15 protein-coding genes are annotated in these 18847 nt (G+C 57.8%); 6 read left to right on the top strand and 9 right to left on the bottom strand.

Features of this window, described 5'->3' with window-relative positions; genetic code table 11:
• Positions 1-11: 11 nt before the first annotated feature.
• From KUF73_RS20675 to aspA, 5 genes are all read right to left on the bottom strand, one after another.
• On the bottom strand, positions 12-1043 hold the full coding sequence (locus KUF73_RS20675; RefSeq protein WP_218439888.1) for a histone deacetylase family protein: 1032 nt from the start codon (positions 1041-1043) through the stop codon (positions 12-14).
• A 211-nt stretch (positions 1044-1254) separates the two neighbouring features.
• The gene (locus KUF73_RS20670; protein ID WP_218439887.1) at positions 1255-2247 is read right to left on the bottom strand and encodes an AraC family transcriptional regulator; all 993 of its coding nucleotides are present in this window, start codon (positions 2245-2247) and stop codon (positions 1255-1257) included.
• Positions 2248-2351: 104 nt separating this feature from the next.
• On the bottom strand, positions 2352-6974 hold the full coding sequence (locus KUF73_RS20665) for a hypothetical protein (RefSeq protein WP_218439886.1): 4623 nt from the start codon (positions 6972-6974) through the stop codon (positions 2352-2354).
• A gap of 129 nt (positions 6975-7103) precedes the next feature.
• Entirely contained in the window at positions 7104-8108 is a 1005-nt protein-coding gene (locus tag KUF73_RS20660; RefSeq protein ID WP_218439885.1) for an asparaginase, read from the bottom strand.
• Between the two features lie 264 nt (positions 8109-8372).
• Positions 8373-9797 (bottom strand): aspartate ammonia-lyase, encoded by a 1425-nt coding sequence (gene aspA / locus KUF73_RS20655; protein WP_218439884.1) that lies wholly within the window; start codon positions 9795-9797, stop codon positions 8373-8375.
• A gap of 180 nt (positions 9798-9977) precedes the next feature.
• Between aspA and KUF73_RS20650 the strand changes: the two genes are divergently transcribed.
• Positions 9978-10889, top strand: a complete 912-nt coding sequence (locus tag KUF73_RS20650; RefSeq protein ID WP_218439883.1) for a LysR substrate-binding domain-containing protein — start codon at positions 9978-9980, stop codon at positions 10887-10889.
• Between the two features lie 65 nt (positions 10890-10954).
• Here KUF73_RS20650 and KUF73_RS20645 read toward each other — a convergent pair whose 3' ends face one another.
• Positions 10955-11515 carry a hypothetical protein gene (locus KUF73_RS20645; protein WP_218439882.1) on the bottom strand — a complete coding sequence of 187 codons (561 nt, stop codon included), beginning with the start codon at positions 11513-11515 and terminating at the stop codon, positions 10955-10957.
• A gap of 73 nt (positions 11516-11588) precedes the next feature.
• Entirely contained in the window at positions 11589-12155 is a 567-nt protein-coding gene (locus tag KUF73_RS20640) for a zinc-dependent metalloprotease (protein WP_218439881.1), read from the bottom strand.
• An 827-nt stretch (positions 12156-12982) separates the two neighbouring features.
• Between KUF73_RS20640 and purE the strand changes: the two genes are divergently transcribed.
• The 4 genes from purE to KUF73_RS20620 all read left to right on the top strand — a co-directional run bounded on the left by purE (position 12983) and on the right by KUF73_RS20620 (position 15544).
• Complete coding sequence (gene purE, locus KUF73_RS20635) at positions 12983-13474, top strand: 5-(carboxyamino)imidazole ribonucleotide mutase (protein WP_150634558.1); 492 nt, start codon at positions 12983-12985, stop codon at positions 13472-13474.
• Positions 13475-13485: 11 nt separating this feature from the next.
• Positions 13486-14568 (top strand): 5-(carboxyamino)imidazole ribonucleotide synthase, encoded by a 1083-nt coding sequence (locus KUF73_RS20630; RefSeq protein ID WP_218439880.1) that lies wholly within the window; start codon positions 13486-13488, stop codon positions 14566-14568.
• Between the two features lie 106 nt (positions 14569-14674).
• Positions 14675-14920 carry a GlsB/YeaQ/YmgE family stress response membrane protein gene (locus tag KUF73_RS20625; protein ID WP_218439879.1) on the top strand — a complete coding sequence of 82 codons (246 nt, stop codon included), beginning with the start codon at positions 14675-14677 and terminating at the stop codon, positions 14918-14920.
• 87 nt (positions 14921-15007) lie between these two features.
• Positions 15008-15544, top strand: coding sequence for a DUF3299 domain-containing protein (locus KUF73_RS20620; RefSeq protein WP_218439878.1), 537 nt, complete (start codon positions 15008-15010; stop codon positions 15542-15544).
• Between the two features lie 83 nt (positions 15545-15627).
• Here KUF73_RS20620 and KUF73_RS20615 read toward each other — a convergent pair whose 3' ends face one another.
• The gene (locus KUF73_RS20615) at positions 15628-16527 is read right to left on the bottom strand and encodes a D-hexose-6-phosphate mutarotase (RefSeq protein WP_218439877.1); all 900 of its coding nucleotides are present in this window, start codon (positions 16525-16527) and stop codon (positions 15628-15630) included.
• A gap of 74 nt (positions 16528-16601) precedes the next feature.
• A complete protein-coding gene (locus KUF73_RS20610) occupies positions 16602-17006 on the bottom strand; it encodes an acyl-CoA thioesterase (RefSeq protein WP_047535207.1) in 405 nt (134 codons plus the stop codon).
• 363 nt (positions 17007-17369) lie between these two features.
• Here KUF73_RS20610 and KUF73_RS20605 point away from each other — a divergent pair, with 363 nt between their 5' ends.
• On the top strand, positions 17370-18668 hold the full coding sequence (locus KUF73_RS20605; protein ID WP_218439876.1) for an MFS transporter: 1299 nt from the start codon (positions 17370-17372) through the stop codon (positions 18666-18668).
• The last annotated feature ends 179 nt before the right edge of the window (positions 18669-18847 follow it).

Raw genomic sequence — 18847 nt, 5'->3', positions numbered from 1 at the left:
GTTTTAATTCCTCAGTTAACGTTTTCAAAACCTTCGAGAACGTTCACGGCATTGATGCCGATTTCTTCCACCGCGTAGCCCCCTTCCATCACGAACAGGGTCGGCTTGCCGAGGGCGGCGATACGCTTGCCCATGGCCAGGTAGTCCGGGCTGTCGAGTTTGAATTGGGAGATTGGATCGTCCTTGAAGGTGTCGACGCCCAGGGACACGACGATGATGTCGGCGTCGTAGTTTTCGATCTCTTTGCAGGCCTGTTCCAGGGCGGCGCTCCAGGTGTCCCAGCCCGAACCCGCGGCCAACGGATAGTTGAAGTTGAAGCCTTCGCCCGCGCCTTCGCCGAGCTCGTCGTCATAACCGAGGAAGAACGGGAATTCGGCTTCCGGATGGCCGTGGATCGAAGTGAAGAGTACGTCGCTGCGCTCGTAGAAAATCGACTGGGTGCCGTTGCCGTGGTGGTAATCGACGTCGAGGATCGCGACCTTTTTGTGGCCCTGATCGAGGAATGCCTGGGCGGCGATGGCGGCGTTGTTGAGGTAGCAATAACCACCCATCAAGTCACCGGCGGCGTGATGTCCCGGTGGCCGGCACAGGGCGAAGGCACTGCGGGCGCCGCGCTGGATTTCCGCTTGCGCGGTCAACGCCACTTGCGCCGCGCTGTACGCCGCTTGCCAGGTACCGGCGGTGATCGGTGCGCCACCGTCGAAGCTGTAATAACCGAGTTCGCCGTGCAGGCTGGTGGGCTTTATGCGGCGCAAAGTGCGGGCCGGCCAGGTGTAGGGCAGCAAGTCACCGTCGGTGTTGAACTCGGTCCAGCGGGCCCAGGCGCCTTTGAAAAAGTCGAGGTAGTCGCGGCTGTGGATGCGCTCGATGGGGCCGAGACCGAAATCCTTGGGGGCTTCTACCGGGCCGAGATTCTGCTGCTGCACCCGTGCCAACACGTGGTCGGCACGCGAGGGCATTTCGAAGCAGGGTTTGAGTTGGCCATCTATCAATTCACAACGGCCGTGGTGCAGATGGTGATCGTTCGAGTAGATCGTCAGCATTTTCTTGTTCTCCGCAGGCTGATTCGGTTGAGCACAGTCTTGCGGTGCGCACGGTTTTGGAGAACGGCAGGAAAGGCCAAAAGGGGATTGATATGGCCAAAACATTTGACCGAAATTCGCCCCCTGAAGATAAGAAGATCGCAGCCTTCGGCAGCTCCACAGGTGGACGCATTCCATGTAGGAGCTGCCGAAGGCTGCGATCTTTTGATCTTCAGGGTCGGAACTGGCTGGGCGCCACGCCACTCCAGCGCACAAACGCATGGCGGAAACTTGCGGTTTCGCTAAAGCCCAACGCCTCGGCGATGCGGTAGATCGGCAGTTGATCTTCGCAGAGCATTTGCTTGGCCTGTTCGAAGCGCAATTCATCGAGCAGTTCCTGATAGCTGCAACCCTCATCCTTGAGGTGCCGGCGTAAGGTGCGCGCGGAACATTTCATCTGTTCGGCCAGCCCTTCAAGCCCGGGTGCGGCATTCAATTGCGCGCTGAGCAATTGGCGAATCCGACCCAGCCAGGCCTGGCGGCCAGTGAACTCGGTATTCTGTTTGCGACAGCGTTCGGCCATGGCTTGATGGGTGATGGCATCGGCCAGCGGCAACGGTTGCTCAAGCCAGCGTTTGTCGAAAGCGAATGCATTGTCCCGCGCCCCGAAGTGCAGCGGACAGTTGAAATGTTCGGCATAGCTCGCTTCATAGTCGGGCGCGTTGTGTTCGAAGCGTGTCGCGAGCAATGGCAGTGGATGGCCGAGCAGGTCGTCGCAGGTGACTTTCAGCGAGACCAGGCAAAACTCGGCGTTGAACGCGGCCAGTGCCGGTGCCTCGCGGTAGTCAGCTGCGGCAAACCAGACGCGCTCACCGTCATCCTCAAGGCTCAGCTCGAAAAGTGTTCCCAGCAGCGCCGGATAATGCATCGCCAAACGCAAAGCGTCACCGAAGGTGGCACAGGTGAGCAAGGCATAACCGAGTATGCCGTAGGACGAAACGTGCATCCGCTGACCCAGTTCCAGGCCGATATCGTGCTTGAGCGCGACGGCGTTGGCGCAGACCTGCATTTCCTGATTGGTGGTGATGCGCGTGTCGGCCCGGCTCAAGTCCGCCGCGCTGATGCCGCTGCCGGCCAACAAGGCGTCGTCGGACAAGCCTTGGGCTTTAAAGGCGTCAAGCACCAGGGAAACCGCATTGAGCGTCGTGAGGTGGGAGTGAAGCATCGGTGGATTCCCGTCTGTGTTTGATCGAGACGGAGCAAGGAGCGTGCCGTGATCAGCGCCCTCATCTGAGCAAGGGCGCTGGTCGTTAGCAAATACCCGGTGCGTCAGCCAGCTTTGAAAAATAGCCGCTTGGCCTGCTCCACGCCAATCATGCTGCGATAGTAGGCAAGCCGTTGTGCCTCATTCAGACCTTTGGTGGTGTCCGCACTCAGTCCCAAGCGTTGCTCTTGCGGGGTTTTCAAGCGTGCGTAGAGGAATGCCTTGGAAGGTACCCACGAGGTGGAGTACATAAAATGTGCATACCAGAGCACCTCACGGGTTGCGGGGTCACTGAGGGTGTATTGATCCAGATAAAGGGTCTTGCCACCTTTGAGTCTTTGTCGAGTAATGGTTTTCACAATGCTGATGGCTTGTTGACCAATGAGCCACTCAATACCTGAGAGTGTAGGGGGCTGCTGTTTGATCATCTTCAGCATGTTGACGGTGGCCTCTTGGTAGAGGTGCTCAGCGGCATCGCTGAGCGCTTTGTTTACCTGCGCGGCCGAGCGTGTCGTGCTTTCGGTGGCATTGCGGTCGGTCAATGCCTGTTCGATGGCACTGCTGGCCTGCTCCAGTTGCATGGCCTGTTGATGAAACAGGTATTCGATCCCGCCCGGTGAACGGCCTGGCTGGTTCAATTGTTCAGTCATGCGTGTGGTGAACGATGGTAGTCCGTCCAGCAAAGTCTGACCCGCATTAATGCTGCGCTGCAGATCAGGAGCCACTGCTGAAGACGCAGGGGTTTGCACTCGCTCAACCCAGACTCCCGGGGTTTTCTCATGGAAGGTGGCGATGACGTTGTTGGTGAAGGGTGATCGGATATCGACCAGATCGGTCTCCAACCCCAACGCGGTCAGGCGCAGCTCCCCGATGAGGACGCCGTTGTATCGCGTCCTGATGAACTTCATCTTCGGCCTTGGCTGGAACAATGGCAGTGAGGGTCTGGCCCGCAATGCATCTCTTTCTTCGAGCACCAGCACCAGATTGTTTGCGGCACGTTTGTTGAACTCATCGAGCTGTTGGCGCAGGCGTGTCATCGGCGTTTCAATGACCTGTGCGGCAAACGCTTTATTGAAATCGATCAAGCGTTCATCAATGACGTTGAACTGTTCGATCAGGTCGTTAAGGGTATCGATCCGTTCGTCCAGACGCGCCACACTGCGCTCATCCAAAGTGTCCCGCAGTGCCTGAACGGCGATGTCGGCGGTGTCGACGATCTGGTCGATGTTGGTCCAGGCGTCAGCCGCTGTAGCAACGGTATGCTCGGGCAGGCACAGGTTGCGTGCCAGTGTCACCTGAAGGGCCTTGAGATCATCGAGTGTATAAGCGGGCAGCAGCTTTCGGGTCTGCTGGATCAAACGCAGCCCTTCCTTTTCAAAAGTATTGAGTTCTGCAACCCGCGACTGAATGTGTTTCAGGCGCCTGATCATGTCCTGGTTCATCTCGCTCATTTGTCGAGCGTCTTCGATGTGACGGTCTTGTCGGGACTTGGCCTGACGCTCGATATGATCCAGAACGGAGCGCAGTTTTGGGGTGAATGTGTTGAGCGCTTCGCGAATACCGGTATGAATGAGTTCCAGTTGAGCCTTCAGGTAGCCAAGCGCCTTCTGCTGGTAGTCCGCCGTTGGCGAAAAGACATGCAGTGCTTTGAGATCCTTAAGCGCAGTCGCATAGTCTGCCTGTTGGGATTCCAGCGTCTGGAGATACAGCTGGCGTTTGGCCGGAGCGGTGTCGGCGGTGGCGTCGACCATCGCTTGATGGGCTTGCTGCAGTTCCTTTTGCGCAGTCGCCTTGCGGCCCTCGAATGCCGTCAGTTTGGTACGTAAGGCCATGGCTTTGAGTGTGGCTTGAGCCTCAGCCACCTTCGTCAGGTTCTTCCATCCACCACCCCGCAGACGCAAGCGTGTATCGACGAACCATTCACCCCGCAGGTTGTTGATCAAGGCCGGCCCGGAACGCGTGGGTTGCTTCGGGTCGATGATCACGATGGTGCCGTTGTCATCCACCGAGACTTCGAACCAGTTTTGCCCCACTGGGGCGTACCATTTTCGATTGAGACCGTAGAGGTGCCGATAGGCACCTGCTTCGGTATTAGCGGTGCCGAGGTTGGTGGGACGGGGGATTTTGAATCGGTCCAGTACGCTCGCCAGGCTGTTGGGTGTCTGATTCACTGCACCGCTGATGCTCAGGTTTTGCTGGAGGCTGGAGTCCTCATGGAAGGTGCTGTCGGCCAGTTGCTTGACTTCGATTTTTTTTGTCGTTGGCTTTTCGGTGATGGGCGCTTCAGACGTCGGCTTGTAGCTTGCCTGGTGTTTGCCTGAGGGCCCTCGGGTGGCGATATGCATCGTGATCGCCATGCCAAGATTGAGCAAGACGTCGGTGAGAGCGGCCCATTGCGCCTGCTCGTCGCCCTGTTCCTGGGCGTCATGCAATTGTTGTAGCTGGTCGATGATTTGCCAGATCCAGGCAGCGATACCAACAGTGCGCCCCAAAAATGGCAGGACGGCACCAAAAATTATCCAGCCGGCGTGCTTGAAACTGGCCCAGCGGCTTTCGGCGTTCGAAACGGATTGACGATCTGCAAGCTCAACCATTGCATGGGCGTTCGCCTTGAACAGGGCCGCGAACAAATCTTCGTCCAGAGTCTGCTCACCCAGCGCCATGGGCCCGGTCATCGTCGTCAGTTTTGAGGCATCCACCAGAAACTCGGCGATGGCCCATGGGGAAGGTAGCGTCCCTGGAAAAACGTAATTGGCGTAGTCGCTGCGCACATCATCTGGCAGCCAGGCCAGCACCGATTCGCGCAGGCTGGGGGATTGCTGGATGGCATACAACAGGTTCGATGGCGACGGGTATTGGCTCAATGGCTGGTCGAGCATGGGCCGATACAGCAGACATGGGCCGGCGGTCGGGTCCTCTGGGCCAATCACAAACATGTTGGCGACCACGTCCTGCGAACCCTCCACTCGACGTTTGGGAACGAAAGCCAGCGGGCGCATAACGATGGACTGGCCGTCTACAACACGGTTGGCGAGTTCCGGTTCCATCACGGCGACGACATAGCGGTAGCCGCGAGCATCGACGTTGGCTTGTTCGCGGATCTTGCATTGCAAGGCCAGCAGCGGCAGCTGGATTCGCAGGTGTTGGGTGTACAACGCCTGTCGGCGCAAGGACTCTTTCGGGTCGTGAAGCAGCTTGCTCTTGATCAGTGCCGGGTAGCTGTCACCGATATCGGCTTTGCTGACGAGATCTTCTATGTACGCCACGGTCATCCACGCGGGCAGTGGTTTGCCATTGGTTGAATGGATGCTCTTGTCTCCGAGAGGGAGGGCGATCAAGTTCTGCAGCGCGAGATCGACAACGCTGAAGATGAACGTGTCGACCTTGCCAGGAACGATGAACGCGCCCCAGATGACGAGGCTCTGGACGCGAATTTCGATTCCGTCCAGGTCCGGCAGGAGGGTGTCGGGGTGATCTTTTTTCATTACATCGTTCAATACCTTCAAAGCGTACTGTTGGAGGGAGGGAATACCCTCCAGATAAGATTTGCCGGCATTCTGGCTGTGCAACGCCGCCAGGTCCTTCAAGTGTCGGGAATAGTTATTCAAATCCGGGAGGGGGGCCGAACTCAACCAGTCAGGCAGTGCGTCTTTGAACCATTCCAGGCCAGGCCCGGTTTTTGTAGCGTTCTCATCAACATTCACCTCAGGCGCAGGCGGCAGGGTCGGTTGATTCGGCGTGCCGTGTCTGAAGTTGGAAAAATCAAGCGTGCCGATGACATCGAGCTGGATAGAAATTAACGCGCAGGCCTGGTAATCAAAAAAATTGCCGTCAGGCTCCACCAGCCTCCACTGCATTTGCGTGTAGGGCGTTGATGGATTCAGACGGAAGTGATCAACCAGTGTTGCGCCCAGTTGGTCCAGGGAGTCGAACCGTTCATACCCTTTGAGCAATGAGTGAGTGAGGACAACGGTGCGACCCTGTTTCGTACCGATCAGCACCGCGATCGACACCTCCTTCAGGTGTTTCACGTTCTGGCCGTCGATCAAGTCGATACTCACCAGACAGGCTTTGCTTGGAAATGGTTCGTCGCGCTTTCGACTCGTCGGATCCGGAGCGCGGAACAAGTTGCGCGCCATTCGGCAATCGTCGTTATCCCAGCCCTGGACCGTATCGATATCCCAGAAACTGCGCAACGTACTGGAGAGTTCATGCCAGCGCGGACCGGCGCTGCTTTCGGCCTTGTTCCAGAACGCCAGTTGCTGTTCCTGAAAGGCCGTGAGCATCACCGGGGCCAGTAGATTGATCATGTTGGCGATTTCGTCGATCCGCACCGGCAAATGAATCGCAGGTTCGGTAATCGGCTGTTGGACCAGGAAGTGTTCACCCTCGATGTACAGGGCTGGAACGGCATAGACCGTCTGATCGGCAAGGATTTCGGTCAAGGCCTGATAGTGGGTGGGGCCCGCCACGATTTCATCATCGACAATCTCCCACGAAGGTGTGCCGAGCATGGTGATGCTGGGGTCGATATCCAGCGCCGGATACAGTTTTTGCAAAGACTGGCGCAGCAGCACGGCCGCCACTTCCCTCAGGTCGGGGCCGACGCTCAGTTGGGTGATCAGGGCGTCGGTAGGGTTATGGCTGGCGGTGTTGTACTGCGTGGAGTTCAGGACTGGTGTACTCATCGTGCATCCCTGCGTTTCAAAGTCATGGAAGTTGCCCGAGGCCAAGCCTCGGGTTTTCCATGCTAGGGAGTCACCAGTCTGCGGAGGTGGTAGTTATTTATGCTCCAGCGGTTTTTTCAGATTCAAGGCTCAGCTCAGTTCGCCGCACAAATCGAGTTCGATCAGGCGCCGAACGTCAGCCGATTCAAGCCCCGCACCCAACAGTGCATGCAGCTTGCCGAACGCGGCTTCACGGGTCATGCCGCCACCGGACAACACGCCGACGCCACGCAAGCGACTGCCGGCCTCGTAGACGTCCAGTTCAACCCCGCCTTCATGGCACTGTGTAACGGCGACAACGACAACGCCTTTGTCTCGCGCTCGCTCCAGACTGGCGAGAAACGCCGGGTTATCGCTCGGCCCGGTGCCGCTGCCGTAGCACTCCAGCACCAGGCCTTGAATGTCACTGTTGAGTACGCCGTCCAGCAATTCGGCGCCGATTCCGGGGAACAATGGCAGCACGGCGACTTTCGCCAGTTGTTTGTCCTGGTTGTAGTTCAACTGCGTCGGCAGCGAAGGGGCCTTCACGCCACCGCCCTGACGCGCCAGTCGCTTGAAGGGATGCCGGCCGAAACTGCGCACCTTCGCGCAACGGGTCGGGTCCAGCCGTTCGCCGTGAAAGTACAGGTGCACGCCCGGCGCCAGGCCTTGGCCCAAGGCAACCAGCGCGCCGCTGAGGTTTTCCCAGGCATCGCTGTCGGTCACGCCGGCCGGCAGCATGGAACCGGTGAACACCACGCGGGCATGCAGGCCGAGCAACTGGAAGCTCATGGCCGCCGCGCTATAGGCCAGCGTGTCGGTGCCGTGCAGGATCAGCACACTGTCGCAGCCCTGCACATCAACGGCGTCGACCACCGCTTCTCGCAGTTGCTGCCAGTACGTTGGAGTCATGTTGGCGCTGTCGATCAGCGGTGACATTTCGCGAAAGCGCCATTGCGGCACGATCAGTTCAGGCTGGCTGTGCAGGTATTCACGCATCCGCGCTTCGAAACCGGACGCCGGGGCCAAGCCATGGGCGCTGGCCTGCATGCCAATGGTGCCACCGGTGTAGAGCACCATGACGTGCTGGGCGGCAGGGTAAGTAGTGGGAATCATGTGGAGCTCTCCGCAAGAGATAACGTGTGCGGAGCCTGCTCGCTCCCACACGTTGTGCACTTTAACTGACGGGCTCGAGTTCGCGTGGGTTACGGAAGATCAAAAGATCGCAGCCTGCGGCAGCGCCTACACCGAACTATGTAGGCGCTGCCGAAGGCTGCGATCTTTTCTCGGTCCAAAAAAAAGGGCCTGGAGAGTGATCTCCAAGCCCTCAAAAGGTGAGAGGTGTCTAGTCCCTCGACCTGGTGAGCGGTGCTACAAGCATCAGGCCTTCAGAGGCACCAGACGCGGGGCAATCATGTTTTCCGGGCGCAGGATGTCGGCGAGCATGGCGTCGTCGAGCAAACCTTCTTCGCGCACCAGTTCCAGCACGCCGCGGCCGCTTTCAAGGGCGATACGGGCAATGCGGGTGGCGTTTTCATAGCCGATGTACGGGTTCAGCGCGGTGACCAGACCGATCGAGTGCTCGACCAGTTCGCGGCAGCGCTCTTCGTTGGCGGTGATGCCGACGATGCAGTGCTCGCGCAGCATGTCCATGGCGCGTTGCAGCAGGCGGATCGAGTCGAAGATCTTGAACGCGATCAGCGGCTCCATCACGTTCAGTTGCAGCTGGCCGCCTTCGGCCGCGATGGTCAGGGCCAGGTCGTTGCCGATGATCTGGAACGCTACCTGGTTAACCGCTTCCGGGATTACCGGGTTGACCTTGCCTGGCATGATCGAGCTGCCTGGCTGACGCGCCGGCAGGTTGATTTCGTTGATGCCGGTGCGTGGGCCGCTGGACAGCAGGCGCAGGTCGTTGCAGATCTTCGACAGCTTGACCGCGGTACGCTTGAGCATGCCGGAGAACAATACGAAAGCGCCCATGTCGGAAGTGGCTTCGATCAGGTCGGCCGCCGGAACCAGCGGTTGACCGCTGATCAGGGCCAGACGCTGAACGGCCAGGTGCTGGTAACGCGGGTCGGCGTTGATGCCGGTGCCGATCGCGGTGCCGCCCAGGTTCACTTCGGTCAGCAGCTCAGGTGCCAATGTCTTCAGGCGACCGAGGTCTTCACCGAGGGTGGTGGCAAACGCGCGGAATTCCTGGCCCAGGGTCATCGGCACGGCGTCTTGCAGCTGGGTACGGCCCATCTTCAATACGTGGCTGAATTCTTCACCTTTGGCAGCGAACGACTGGATCAGGCTGTCGAGGCTGGCGAGCAGGGCATCGTGGCCCAACAGCAGACCCAGGCGAATCGCCGTCGGGTAAGCGTCGTTGGTCGACTGTGCCATGTTCACGTCGTTGTTCGGGTGCAGGTACTGGTATTCGCCCTTCTGGTGACCCATGGCCTCCAGCGCGATGTTGGCGATGACTTCGTTGGCATTCATGTTGGTCGAAGTGCCAGCGCCGCCTTGAATCATGTCCACCACGAACTCTTCGTGGAAATCACCGCGGATCAAACGGGCACAGGCTTCGCTGATGGCAGCGTGCTTGGCTTCACTCAGATGACCCAGCTCGCGGTTGGCGTCAGCGGCGGCTTGTTTGACCATCGCCAAGCCGACAACCAGCTTCGGGTAATGCGAAATCGGGACGCCGGAGAGACGGAAGTTAGTCACCGCTCGCAGGGTCTGGATGCCGTAATACGCTTGAGCCGGTACTTCAAGTACGCCAAGCAGGTCTTTTTCTGTGCGGAATGATGCAGCGGAGGACATGATAGAAATCATCTCGATATGGACCCGGTCTGTGCCGGAACACTGCAAATGCTAGGCTTGTGGAGAATTTTGGGCCAATGCTGTTAAACACTAGCCTATGCACATTCGGCATAATGCCCATGTGACGCCGTGTTGACGGCGAGCGTGTGACCTAAATTGGTGCGTGTCCGGGAGGACGTGATGAATCTTGAAAGTAAATGGCTTGAGGACTTCAGCGCCCTGGCCGCCACCCGCAGCTTCTCCCAGGCGGCGGAACGACGCTTCGTGACACAGCCGGCCTTCAGTCGACGAATCCGCAGCCTTGAGGCCGCATTGGGCTTGCAACTGGTCAATCGGTCACGCACGCCGATCGAGCTGACGGCGGCGGGGCAGTTGTTTCTGGTCACTGCGCGAACCGTGGTTGAACAGCTCGGCGAAGTCCTGCGCCATCTTCATCACCTGGAAGGCGGGCAGGGCGAAGTGATGCAGGTTGCTGCCGCGCACTCGTTGGCGCTCGGATTCTTTCCGCGCTGGATTGCCCAGCTCCGCAACGAAGGCCTGAACATTGCCACACGGTTGGTGGCAACCAACGTCGGCGACGCGGTGCATGCGCTGCGTGAAGGTGGTTGCGACCTGATGCTGGCGTTCTATGACCCGGATGCCGCGATGCAGATGGACCCGGAAATCTTCCCGTCAATGCATCTGGGCCATACGGAAATGCTGCCGGTATGCGCGGCAGATGCGGACGGCAAGCCGTTATTCGATTTGGAAGGCGAAGCCAGCGTGCCGCTATTGGCCTACAGCGCCGGCGCGTTTCTCGGGCGCTCGGTGAACATGTTGTTGCGTCAGCGCGCTCTTCGATTCACCACTATCTATGAAACCGCCATGGCCGACAGTTTGAAGAGCATGGCGCTGGAAGGGCTGGGGATTGCCTGGGTGCCACAGCTGAGCGTGCGCGCGGAACTGGCGCGGGGCGAACTGGTGGTCTGCGGTGGCCCGCAATGGCATGTACCGCTGGAGATTCGTCTGTACCGCTGCGCCCTGGTGCGCAAGGCGAATGTGCGGTTGCTGTGGCGCAAGCTGGAAGGTGGGGCGGCAAGCACGGCTTCCTGACGTAAGCAAAAAAATGAACGCCAGCGAGGCGTTCACTTTTTTCTGAGAGGGAGGGTTCAGCGCGGTCAGTCAAACTGTTCGAGATACTCACGGATATTGTCTCTGTTCTTGTCGCTGAAACGGTTGGCATTGCCCCTGAGACTGGAGAAACCGGAGCCTGGAGCCATAATGGTTTCATCCCACCAACCGTTGTAAAGCACCTCATAGTCGTCATGTCTTGCATCGAACATATGGCCCACTTCATGAGCGGGAGCCCGATGGTTTATTGATGCAATTGCATAATGTCCCGTCGGAGCGGCAATGCCGGCAACACCGCTGTTGATGTTGTCGCGTGTCAGCAAGAGAAATTTATGAAGGTTGTCGTCGAATTTGAAAGTCGATGAAGCTTTATAGGCTTCGATCTTGTCGTACCATCCCCATAACGCGCTTGCTGCATCACTGTTTTTATAATCGTAGCTACTGAGTTCTGGTGAGTTTGATGAAGGTACAAAAGTGAGCGTCATCTGTCGCCCGGAAATGTCTTCGATTTCGGATATTAACCAGTCAAATTGATCGCGCAGATCTCGATAGGGATAATCTGAAAGATCTTCGTGAATAAAGACCATCAGCCATAATTGTTTTGGCATAAATAATTCCTGTGCAACGTTTGAACAGCGCCGTACCGGCAGTCGGCAATAGATTGGTTTAGAGATAAAGCATTCAAGCGAATCGATTGAGGTAAGTTTTAATGTTTTCCAGATTTTTGTCGCTGAAGCGAAATGCTACGGGTGATTCTGCAATTGGGTACATGATCGTTTTCGCAATGCCGTAATAAGTTTCGGCGTTTACTTCGCTGTCTTCATGCCGCGCATCGAACATATGACCCACTTCGTGAGCTGCTGCGATTTTTGTTGTAATGGAAGAGATTCCCAACTGACCAGGGCTGTAGGCGGCACCCAACATCTCGTCGTTAATGTTGTCGCGCGTTAATAGCAAAAATTTATGAATGCTGTTGTCGACGATTGTGTTTTGTGAAGTGTTTAGATGGATCTCTATTTGATAGCTTAGTTTCGCCAGTAGAGAACCAATATTGTCAGTTTTATAATCGATATTACTGATAAACGGCGAATCTGAGGGTGGGACGAATACAACGTCCATGGTCCGGCCGGAGAGAGATGCGATTTTGTCTGCAATCCAGTCAAAATGATCAAGATAGAGTTTGTCTTCGTTGTAGCTTCCCAAGTCTTCGTGTATGAAAACTGTCAGCAGAATTGGACGTTTTGACATGGTGGGTTCCTTGAAAAAATAGTTAGAAATTATGAGCGTTAGTGTGCGGTGCCGATGCTCAACCTAACGGGCAGTGTTATTCGTGATTTGCCAGATGGTGTTTAATGTTTTGCCGGTTGGCAGGGCTGAAGGAATAGCAGTTGGATTTGAACCCGTCTGGACGGGGTCTCATGCAGGTCTCACACCACCAGCCGTAGTACAGCGTTTCAGCGTCTTCATGTTTGGCTCCCAATAAATGCCCACTTCATGGCCGACAGTCGAATAGGTGTTCCGCGAAGCGATAGCAAATTTGCCGGCGTAGTACGGGGGGTAAGTGCGTGAGACGCCTCCAACCCTGGAATTCAAGTTGTCGTTGGTGATCAAGATCACGTTGGCCTGTGGGGTCGTTTCAAATCCTTCGCCTTAACTTCATCTGAATAGAGGTAACCCATGCTTTCCAGAACGATAGGATTAGCAAGTTGTGCCCTTAAAATTAACAGTGATGTATTGGTGTTGCGAGCGAGCATCTATTTCTTACTGTTGCCCGATGTCGAAGATTATAAGTTCGGGTGGTTTTAATATTTGGAAGTTTGCGCAATGGCACCTTTAAGTAACTAAGGGTTATGGCTGTCAGAAGCGGCTGGCTGACTTTCGAGTCAATAAGTGGGTGCCGCCGAGGTGAATGACGGATGGTCGCGCAGGGGGCTGTTTATCTGTCGTATTGCGGTATACTGCGCGGCCTTCGGCCGGCTACGACCGGCCATAATTCGTACAATCAAGCCACGCATAATGCGTGGCTTGTTGTTTTTTGACGCGCCTGCGGGCGCCCAGAGAGAAGAGGCACGACGATGAGTGCACTGGTTGGCGTGATCATGGGCTCCAAGTCCGATTGGTCCACCCTTAGCCACACCGCCGATATGCTGGAAAAGCTCGGCATCCCTTACGAGGTGAAAGTGGTTTCTGCCCACCGCACCCCGGACCTGCTGTTCCAGTACGCTGAAGAAGCCGAGGCGCGTGGCATCGAGGTGATCATCGCTGGTGCCGGTGGCGCTGCCCACTTGCCTGGCATGTGTGCGGCCAAGACCCACCTGCCGGTATTGGGCGTGCCGGTGCAGTCGTCGATGCTCTCTGGCGTCGATTCGCTGCTCTCTATCGTGCAAATGCCGGCGGGCATTCCGGTCGCCACCCTGGCGATCGGCAAGGCGGGCGCGATCAACGCGGCGCTGTTGTCGGCGAGTATCCTGGGCGCCAAGCACCCGCAGTTCCATGAAGTGCTGAAAACCTTCCGTGCTGAGCAGACAGACAGCGTCCTGGAAAATCCAGACCCACGCATCGCCTGAGGTTGTTGACGATGAAGATCGGTGTAATCGGTGGCGGCCAGTTGGGTCGCATGTTGGCGCTGGCGGGAACTCCGCTGGGTATGAACTTCGCTTTTCTGGACCCGGCGCCGGATGCTTGCGCGGCAGCATTGGGCGAACACCTGCGCGCTGATTACGGCGATCAGGACCACCTGCGTCAGTTGGCCGATGAAGTCGATCTGGTGACCTTCGAGTTCGAAAGCGTCCCGGCCGAAACCGTGGCGTTCCTGTCGCAATTCGTCCCGGTCTACCCGAGCGCCGAAGCCCTGCGCATCGCCCGCGATCGCTGGTTCGAGAAGAGCATGTTCAAGGACCTCGGGATTCCGACCCCGGCGTTCGCCGACATCCAGTCCCAGGCTGATCTGGACGCCGCCGTGGCTTCCATCGGTCTGCCTGCCGTTCTGAAAACCCGTACCTTGGGTTATGACGGCAAGGGTCAGAAAGTCCTGCGCAAACCTGAAGATGTGGTGGGTACTTTTGCCGAACTGGGCAGCGTGGCTTGCTTGCTGGAAGGCTTCGTGCCGTTCACTGGCGAAGTCTCGCTGATCGCCGTGCGCGCTCGCGATGGCGAAACCCGGTTCTATCCGCTGGTCCACAACACCCACGACAGCGGCATCCTCAAACTGTCCGTGGCCAGCACCGACCACCCGTTGCAAGCCCTGGCCGAAGACTACTCCAGCCGCGTGCTCAAGCAGCTGGACTACGTCGGCGTGATGGCGTTCGAGTTCTTTGAAGTCGACGGTGGCCTCAAGGCCAACGAAATCGCCCCGCGTGTGCACAACTCCGGGCACTGGACCACCGAAGGCGCCGAGTGCAGCCAGTTCGAAAACCACCTGCGGGCGGTGGCTGGTCTGCCGCTGGGTTCGACCGCCAAGGTCGGCGAGAGCGCGATGCTCAACTTCATCGGTAAAGTGCCGGAAACCGAAAAGGTCCTGGCCATCGCCGATTGCCATCTGCATCACTACGGCAAGGCGTTCAAGGTCGGCCGCAAAGTGGGCCACGCCAACCTGCGTTGTGCAGACCGCGAAACCCTGGCCGCGCAGATCCTCAAGGTCGAAGCGCTCATCGCCGAATAGTTTCATGTGGCAGCGGCGGAACCATTCAGGTGGCGCCGTTCTCTCATGGCAGGATGCGAAAGTCTGACTAGGCTTTCGCATAACTATCCATTCAGAGGGAAATGCCATGGGAATCATCGGAACCATCTTTATCGGCTTGATCGTCGGCCTGCTGGCTCGGTTCCTGAAACCGGGCGATGACAGCATGGGCTGGATCATGACCATCCTGCTCGGTATCGGCGGTTCGCTGGCGGCCACTTACGGCGGCCAGGCGCTGGGCATTTACCAGGCCGGCCAAGGCGCAGGCTTCATCGGTGCGCTGGTCGGCGCCGTGGTGTTGCTGGTGATCTACGGATTGATCAAAAAGAGCTGATTAAACGACAAAGCCCTCTCGGCCATGTGGGCCGAGAGGGCTAGAATGCTCGGCGTTCCATCGTCCTCTCCTTTACCGAGCACCTTCATGCGACGTCTTCTGTTGACTCTTCTTTTAGTGGGTTCTGGCCTTGCCCATGCCGGTGAACTGCCGGAAACCGACTGGCTCGAACTGATGCCCAAGTCGGACCAGAAAGCCCTTGAGGCCATGCCCGAAATCGACCACAACTCCCCCGAATCCAATGGCACCTTTACCGAAAAGGGTGGCATGAAGCAGAGCAAAGGCCTGCCGGCGGTGATGTATTCGACCAAAACCGTGGCGTCGATGAACGACAAGAACATCCGCATTGGTGGTTATCCGGTGCCGCTGGAGTCCGACGCCAAGGGCCGCAGCACGCTGTTCTTCCTGGTGCCTTACCCGGGCGCCTGCATCCACGTGCCGCCACCGCCGCCGAATCAACTGGTGCTGGTGCGCTATCCGAAGGGCTTGAAGCTCAACGATATCTACACGCCGTTGTGGGTGACGGGCACGCTGAAAGTCGAGAAAGTCAGCAACGACCTGGCGGATGCGGCGTATGCACTGGATGCGGCGAAAGTGCGAGTGGTGAAAGAGTCGGATCTGTAGTGCCGTAAATCAAAAAATCGCAGCCTGCGGCAGCTCCTACACCGATCTATGTAGGAGCTGCCGCAGGCTGCGATCTTTTGATCTTAAAGCGCTTTGCTGCCGATACTCACACCCAGGCTATGGCTGGCACCCGGCACCAAATTCACCACATCACCCATCACATTCGCCGTTTCGATGCACAGCATGCGCTGCCAGCCATCGTCGGCCATGTCGCTGAATGCCGCGGCGCGTTCGATCCACGGGTTCCAGATAACGGCGGTACGCGAGCCGACGCTGGTCAGCTCAATACGCCGTTCCCAGGTCGGGTCAACAATGCTCAATTTCGCTGGAGTATCAAGGTAGATGCGATCAGTCTCGCCGGTAAAACGCAGGTCGCCGGATTGCGTGACGGTCTTCCAGTCGTCCAGCGTCTCGATATAGCTCAAGCCATTTAACCCTTCGACATGCACGTTGCGCACATCGCTGACGGCGAAATAGCTGTGCAGCGCCTGACTGATGGTGACGGTTTCAGTGCCTTGGTTGTGGCTGGTCAGGCTGATGTGCAGTTGCTCATCCAGACGAATGCTCAGCTTCAAGTCCACCTGATGTGGCCAGCCGGGCAGGCCGCCTTCAGGGTAGGGCAGGAGGAATTCGACCTTCAGGCCTTCACCCTCGGCTTCGATACCGCCCAGTTCCCAGTCCATTGCCCGCACCAGACCATGAGCCGTTGCTGGTTCGTTGCTGACGCGCATCGCCTGAACGCTTTGCGGGTTGCGCGCCAGATTGCCAAACCACGGCCAGCACACCGGCACGCCGGCGCGGATGCTTTTGCCGGTCTTGAACACAGCCTCGTCGTTGAGCCAGATCACTGGCGGCTGGCCCGCCAGCTGATAACTGAGAATGTGCGCGCCTTGCTGGGCCACCAGCAATTCGGCCTGACCGTGGCGGATGCGCCAGCAATTCAGTTCATCCAGTTTCACGGCTTCAACGTTGGGCGTGCTCATGGGACAGCTCTCAATCAGTAACAGGACTGCTGTGGACCGCGAAACGGTCACCGGGTTTAACGCGGCTCTTTAACTTAACGGGCTCTGGGCGGAACCGAACGGGTGCGGCCGCTGCCATCGATGGCGACGAACACAAACACTGCTTCGGTGACTTTACGCCACTCGCTGGACAACGGATCGTCGCTCCAGACTTCGACCATCATCTTGATCGAGCTGCGGCCGATTTCCAGTGCCTGGGTATAGAAGGAGAGCTGAGCGCCCACCGCCACTGGAACCAGGAACGCCATACGGTCGATCGCCACAGTTGCCACGCGCCCGCCGGCGACCTTGCTGGCCATCGCGGTGCCGGCCAAATCCATCTGCGAGACCAGCCAGCCGCCGAAAATATCGCCAAAGCCGTTGGTTTCGCGGGGAAGTGCGGTGATTTGCAGGGCCAGGTCGCCTTGCGGAATCGGATCTTCCTGTTCGAGCTCTATCATGCCGGGGGTGCCTCTGACCCGTAACTCTTCATAAGTATTTCAGGTGAATAGCCGTCTTCAAGAAAAACGATTCAGCCCGAACATACTACGTTCGTCACGTTTTTCGTAAGGCGCCTAAAGGGAAACTCTGCGAAATCGCCTATGAACCTGACAGGCGTTTTCGCACAGCAACCCTTTCAAACCGGTGCAAGATTGCGAGTATATCGGTCGGTAGACTCCGAGACGACCGTCCGGTTCTCATTTTGACCGTCAAAAACGCACCTCTATGTGCTTTTTCGAACAATTTGCTATGGTGCCGGACCTGTCCAAGCCTCTGCCAGCGTTGTTGAGGTAACAGATCCGACTATAAGAGAAGTCCTTGCCATGACCACAGCGCCCTCGAGCATCGCGCAGCCAGACCAACCCGCACGACCTTTGACCCGCAATGACTACAAGACTCTATCGCTGTCTGCCCTGGGCGGTGCGCTGGAGTTCTACGACTTCATCATCTTTGTGTTCTTCGCCACGGTGGTGGGCAAGCTGTTTTTCCCGGCCGACATGCCGGAATGGCTGCGCATGATGCAGACCTTCGGCATCTTCGCCGCCGGCTACCTGGCGCGGCCGCTGGGCGGCATCGTGATGGCGCACTTCGGTGACCTGCTGGGGCGCAAGAAAATGTTCACCCTGAGCATTTTCATGATGGCGGTGCCGACCCTGATCATGGGCCTGTTGCCGACCTATGCGCAGATCGGCATGTGGGCGCCGATCCTGTTACTGCTGATGCGCGTGATTCAAGGCGCGGCGATTGGCGGTGAGGTGCCGGGCGCGTGGGTCTTCGTATCCGAACACGTGCCGCAACGGCATGTCGGTTATGCCTGCGGCACCCTGACCAGCGGCCTGACAGCGGGCATCTTGCTGGGTTCTCTCGTCGCGACGGCGATCAACAGCATTTATACCTCGGTGGAAGTGGCGGATTACGCCTGGCGAATCCCGTTTCTGTTGGGCGGTGTATTTGGCCTGTTCTCGGTGTACCTGCGCCGCTGGCTGCACGAAACCCCGGTATTCGCCGAGTTGCAACAGCGCAAAGCCCTGGCCGAAGAAGTGCCGCTGCGTGCGGTGCTGCGTGACCATCGTGGCGCGATTGCAATCTCCATGCTGCTGACCTGGCTGCTGTCGGCCGCGATTGTGGTGCTGATACTGATGACCCCGACCGTGTTGCAAACGGTCTACCACTTCTCGCCAACCACCGCCCTGCAGTCCAACAGCGTGGCGATTGTGTTCCTGAGCATTGGTTGCGTCGTTGCCGGCGCTTTGGCGGATCGCTTCGGTGCAGGGCGCGTCTTCGTGTTCGGTTGTGCCGCGTTGCTCGCCAGTTCCTGGACCTTCTATCACAGCCTGGCCGACCATCCTGACTGGCTGTTCCCGATGTACGCCCTGACCGGCCTGCTGGTGGGCACCATCGGTGCGGTGCCGTACGTGATGGTCAAGGCGTTCCCGCCAGTGGTGCGTTTCAGTGGCCTGTCGTTTTCCTACAACGTGGCCTACGCCATTTTCGGTGGCCTGACGCCGATGGTCGTCAGCCTGCTGCTCAAGGAAAGCCCGATGGGGCCTGCTTACTACGTCGCGATCCTGTGTGGGGTCGGGATTTTGGTGGGTGCTTTCCTCTGGAAGAAGGGTCGGTAGGTAACGACTGGCGCCGAAAGATCGCAGCCTGCGGCAGCTCCTACATAGATAGGTGTAGGAGCTGCCGCAGGCTGCGATCTTGGCAATCTACGCATCACTCAACATCATCAGTTACAACTCAAAGGCCAGCCTTCCTGACGGAATACTGGCCTTTCATCCAATTGTCATATTTCAGCCAT

The organism is Pseudomonas sp. PD9R, from assembly GCF_019200975.1.
Taxonomy (GTDB): Bacteria; Pseudomonadota; Gammaproteobacteria; order Pseudomonadales; family Pseudomonadaceae; genus Aquipseudomonas.
Note: the sequence above shows the minus strand (reverse complement) of the source record. Positions and strands in the feature narration are given on the sequence as shown.

Coding starts and splice junctions, on each gene's coding strand:
- KUF73_RS20675 (WP_218439888.1), bottom strand. CDS start 1,043: ATGCTGACGATCTACTCGAACGATCACCATCTGCACCACGGCCGTTGT.
- KUF73_RS20670 (WP_218439887.1), bottom strand. CDS start 2,247: ATGCTTCACTCCCACCTCACGACGCTCAATGCGGTTTCCCTGGTGCTT.
- KUF73_RS20665 (WP_218439886.1), bottom strand. CDS start 6,974: ATGAGTACACCAGTCCTGAACTCCACGCAGTACAACACCGCCAGCCAT.
- KUF73_RS20660 (WP_218439885.1), bottom strand. CDS start 8,108: ATGATTCCCACTACTTACCCTGCCGCCCAGCACGTCATGGTGCTCTAC.
- aspA (WP_218439884.1), bottom strand. CDS start 9,797: ATGTCCTCCGCTGCATCATTCCGCACAGAAAAAGACCTGCTTGGCGTA.
- KUF73_RS20650 (WP_218439883.1), top strand. CDS start 9,978: ATGAATCTTGAAAGTAAATGGCTTGAGGACTTCAGCGCCCTGGCCGCC.
- KUF73_RS20645 (WP_218439882.1), bottom strand. CDS start 11,515: ATGCCAAAACAATTATGGCTGATGGTCTTTATTCACGAAGATCTTTCA.
- KUF73_RS20640 (WP_218439881.1), bottom strand. CDS start 12,155: ATGTCAAAACGTCCAATTCTGCTGACAGTTTTCATACACGAAGACTTG.
- purE (WP_150634558.1), top strand. CDS start 12,983: ATGAGTGCACTGGTTGGCGTGATCATGGGCTCCAAGTCCGATTGGTCC.
- KUF73_RS20630 (WP_218439880.1), top strand. CDS start 13,486: ATGAAGATCGGTGTAATCGGTGGCGGCCAGTTGGGTCGCATGTTGGCG.
- KUF73_RS20625 (WP_218439879.1), top strand. CDS start 14,675: ATGGGAATCATCGGAACCATCTTTATCGGCTTGATCGTCGGCCTGCTG.
- KUF73_RS20620 (WP_218439878.1), top strand. CDS start 15,008: ATGCGACGTCTTCTGTTGACTCTTCTTTTAGTGGGTTCTGGCCTTGCC.
- KUF73_RS20615 (WP_218439877.1), bottom strand. CDS start 16,527: ATGAGCACGCCCAACGTTGAAGCCGTGAAACTGGATGAACTGAATTGC.
- KUF73_RS20610 (WP_047535207.1), bottom strand. CDS start 17,006: ATGATAGAGCTCGAACAGGAAGATCCGATTCCGCAAGGCGACCTGGCC.
- KUF73_RS20605 (WP_218439876.1), top strand. CDS start 17,370: ATGACCACAGCGCCCTCGAGCATCGCGCAGCCAGACCAACCCGCACGA.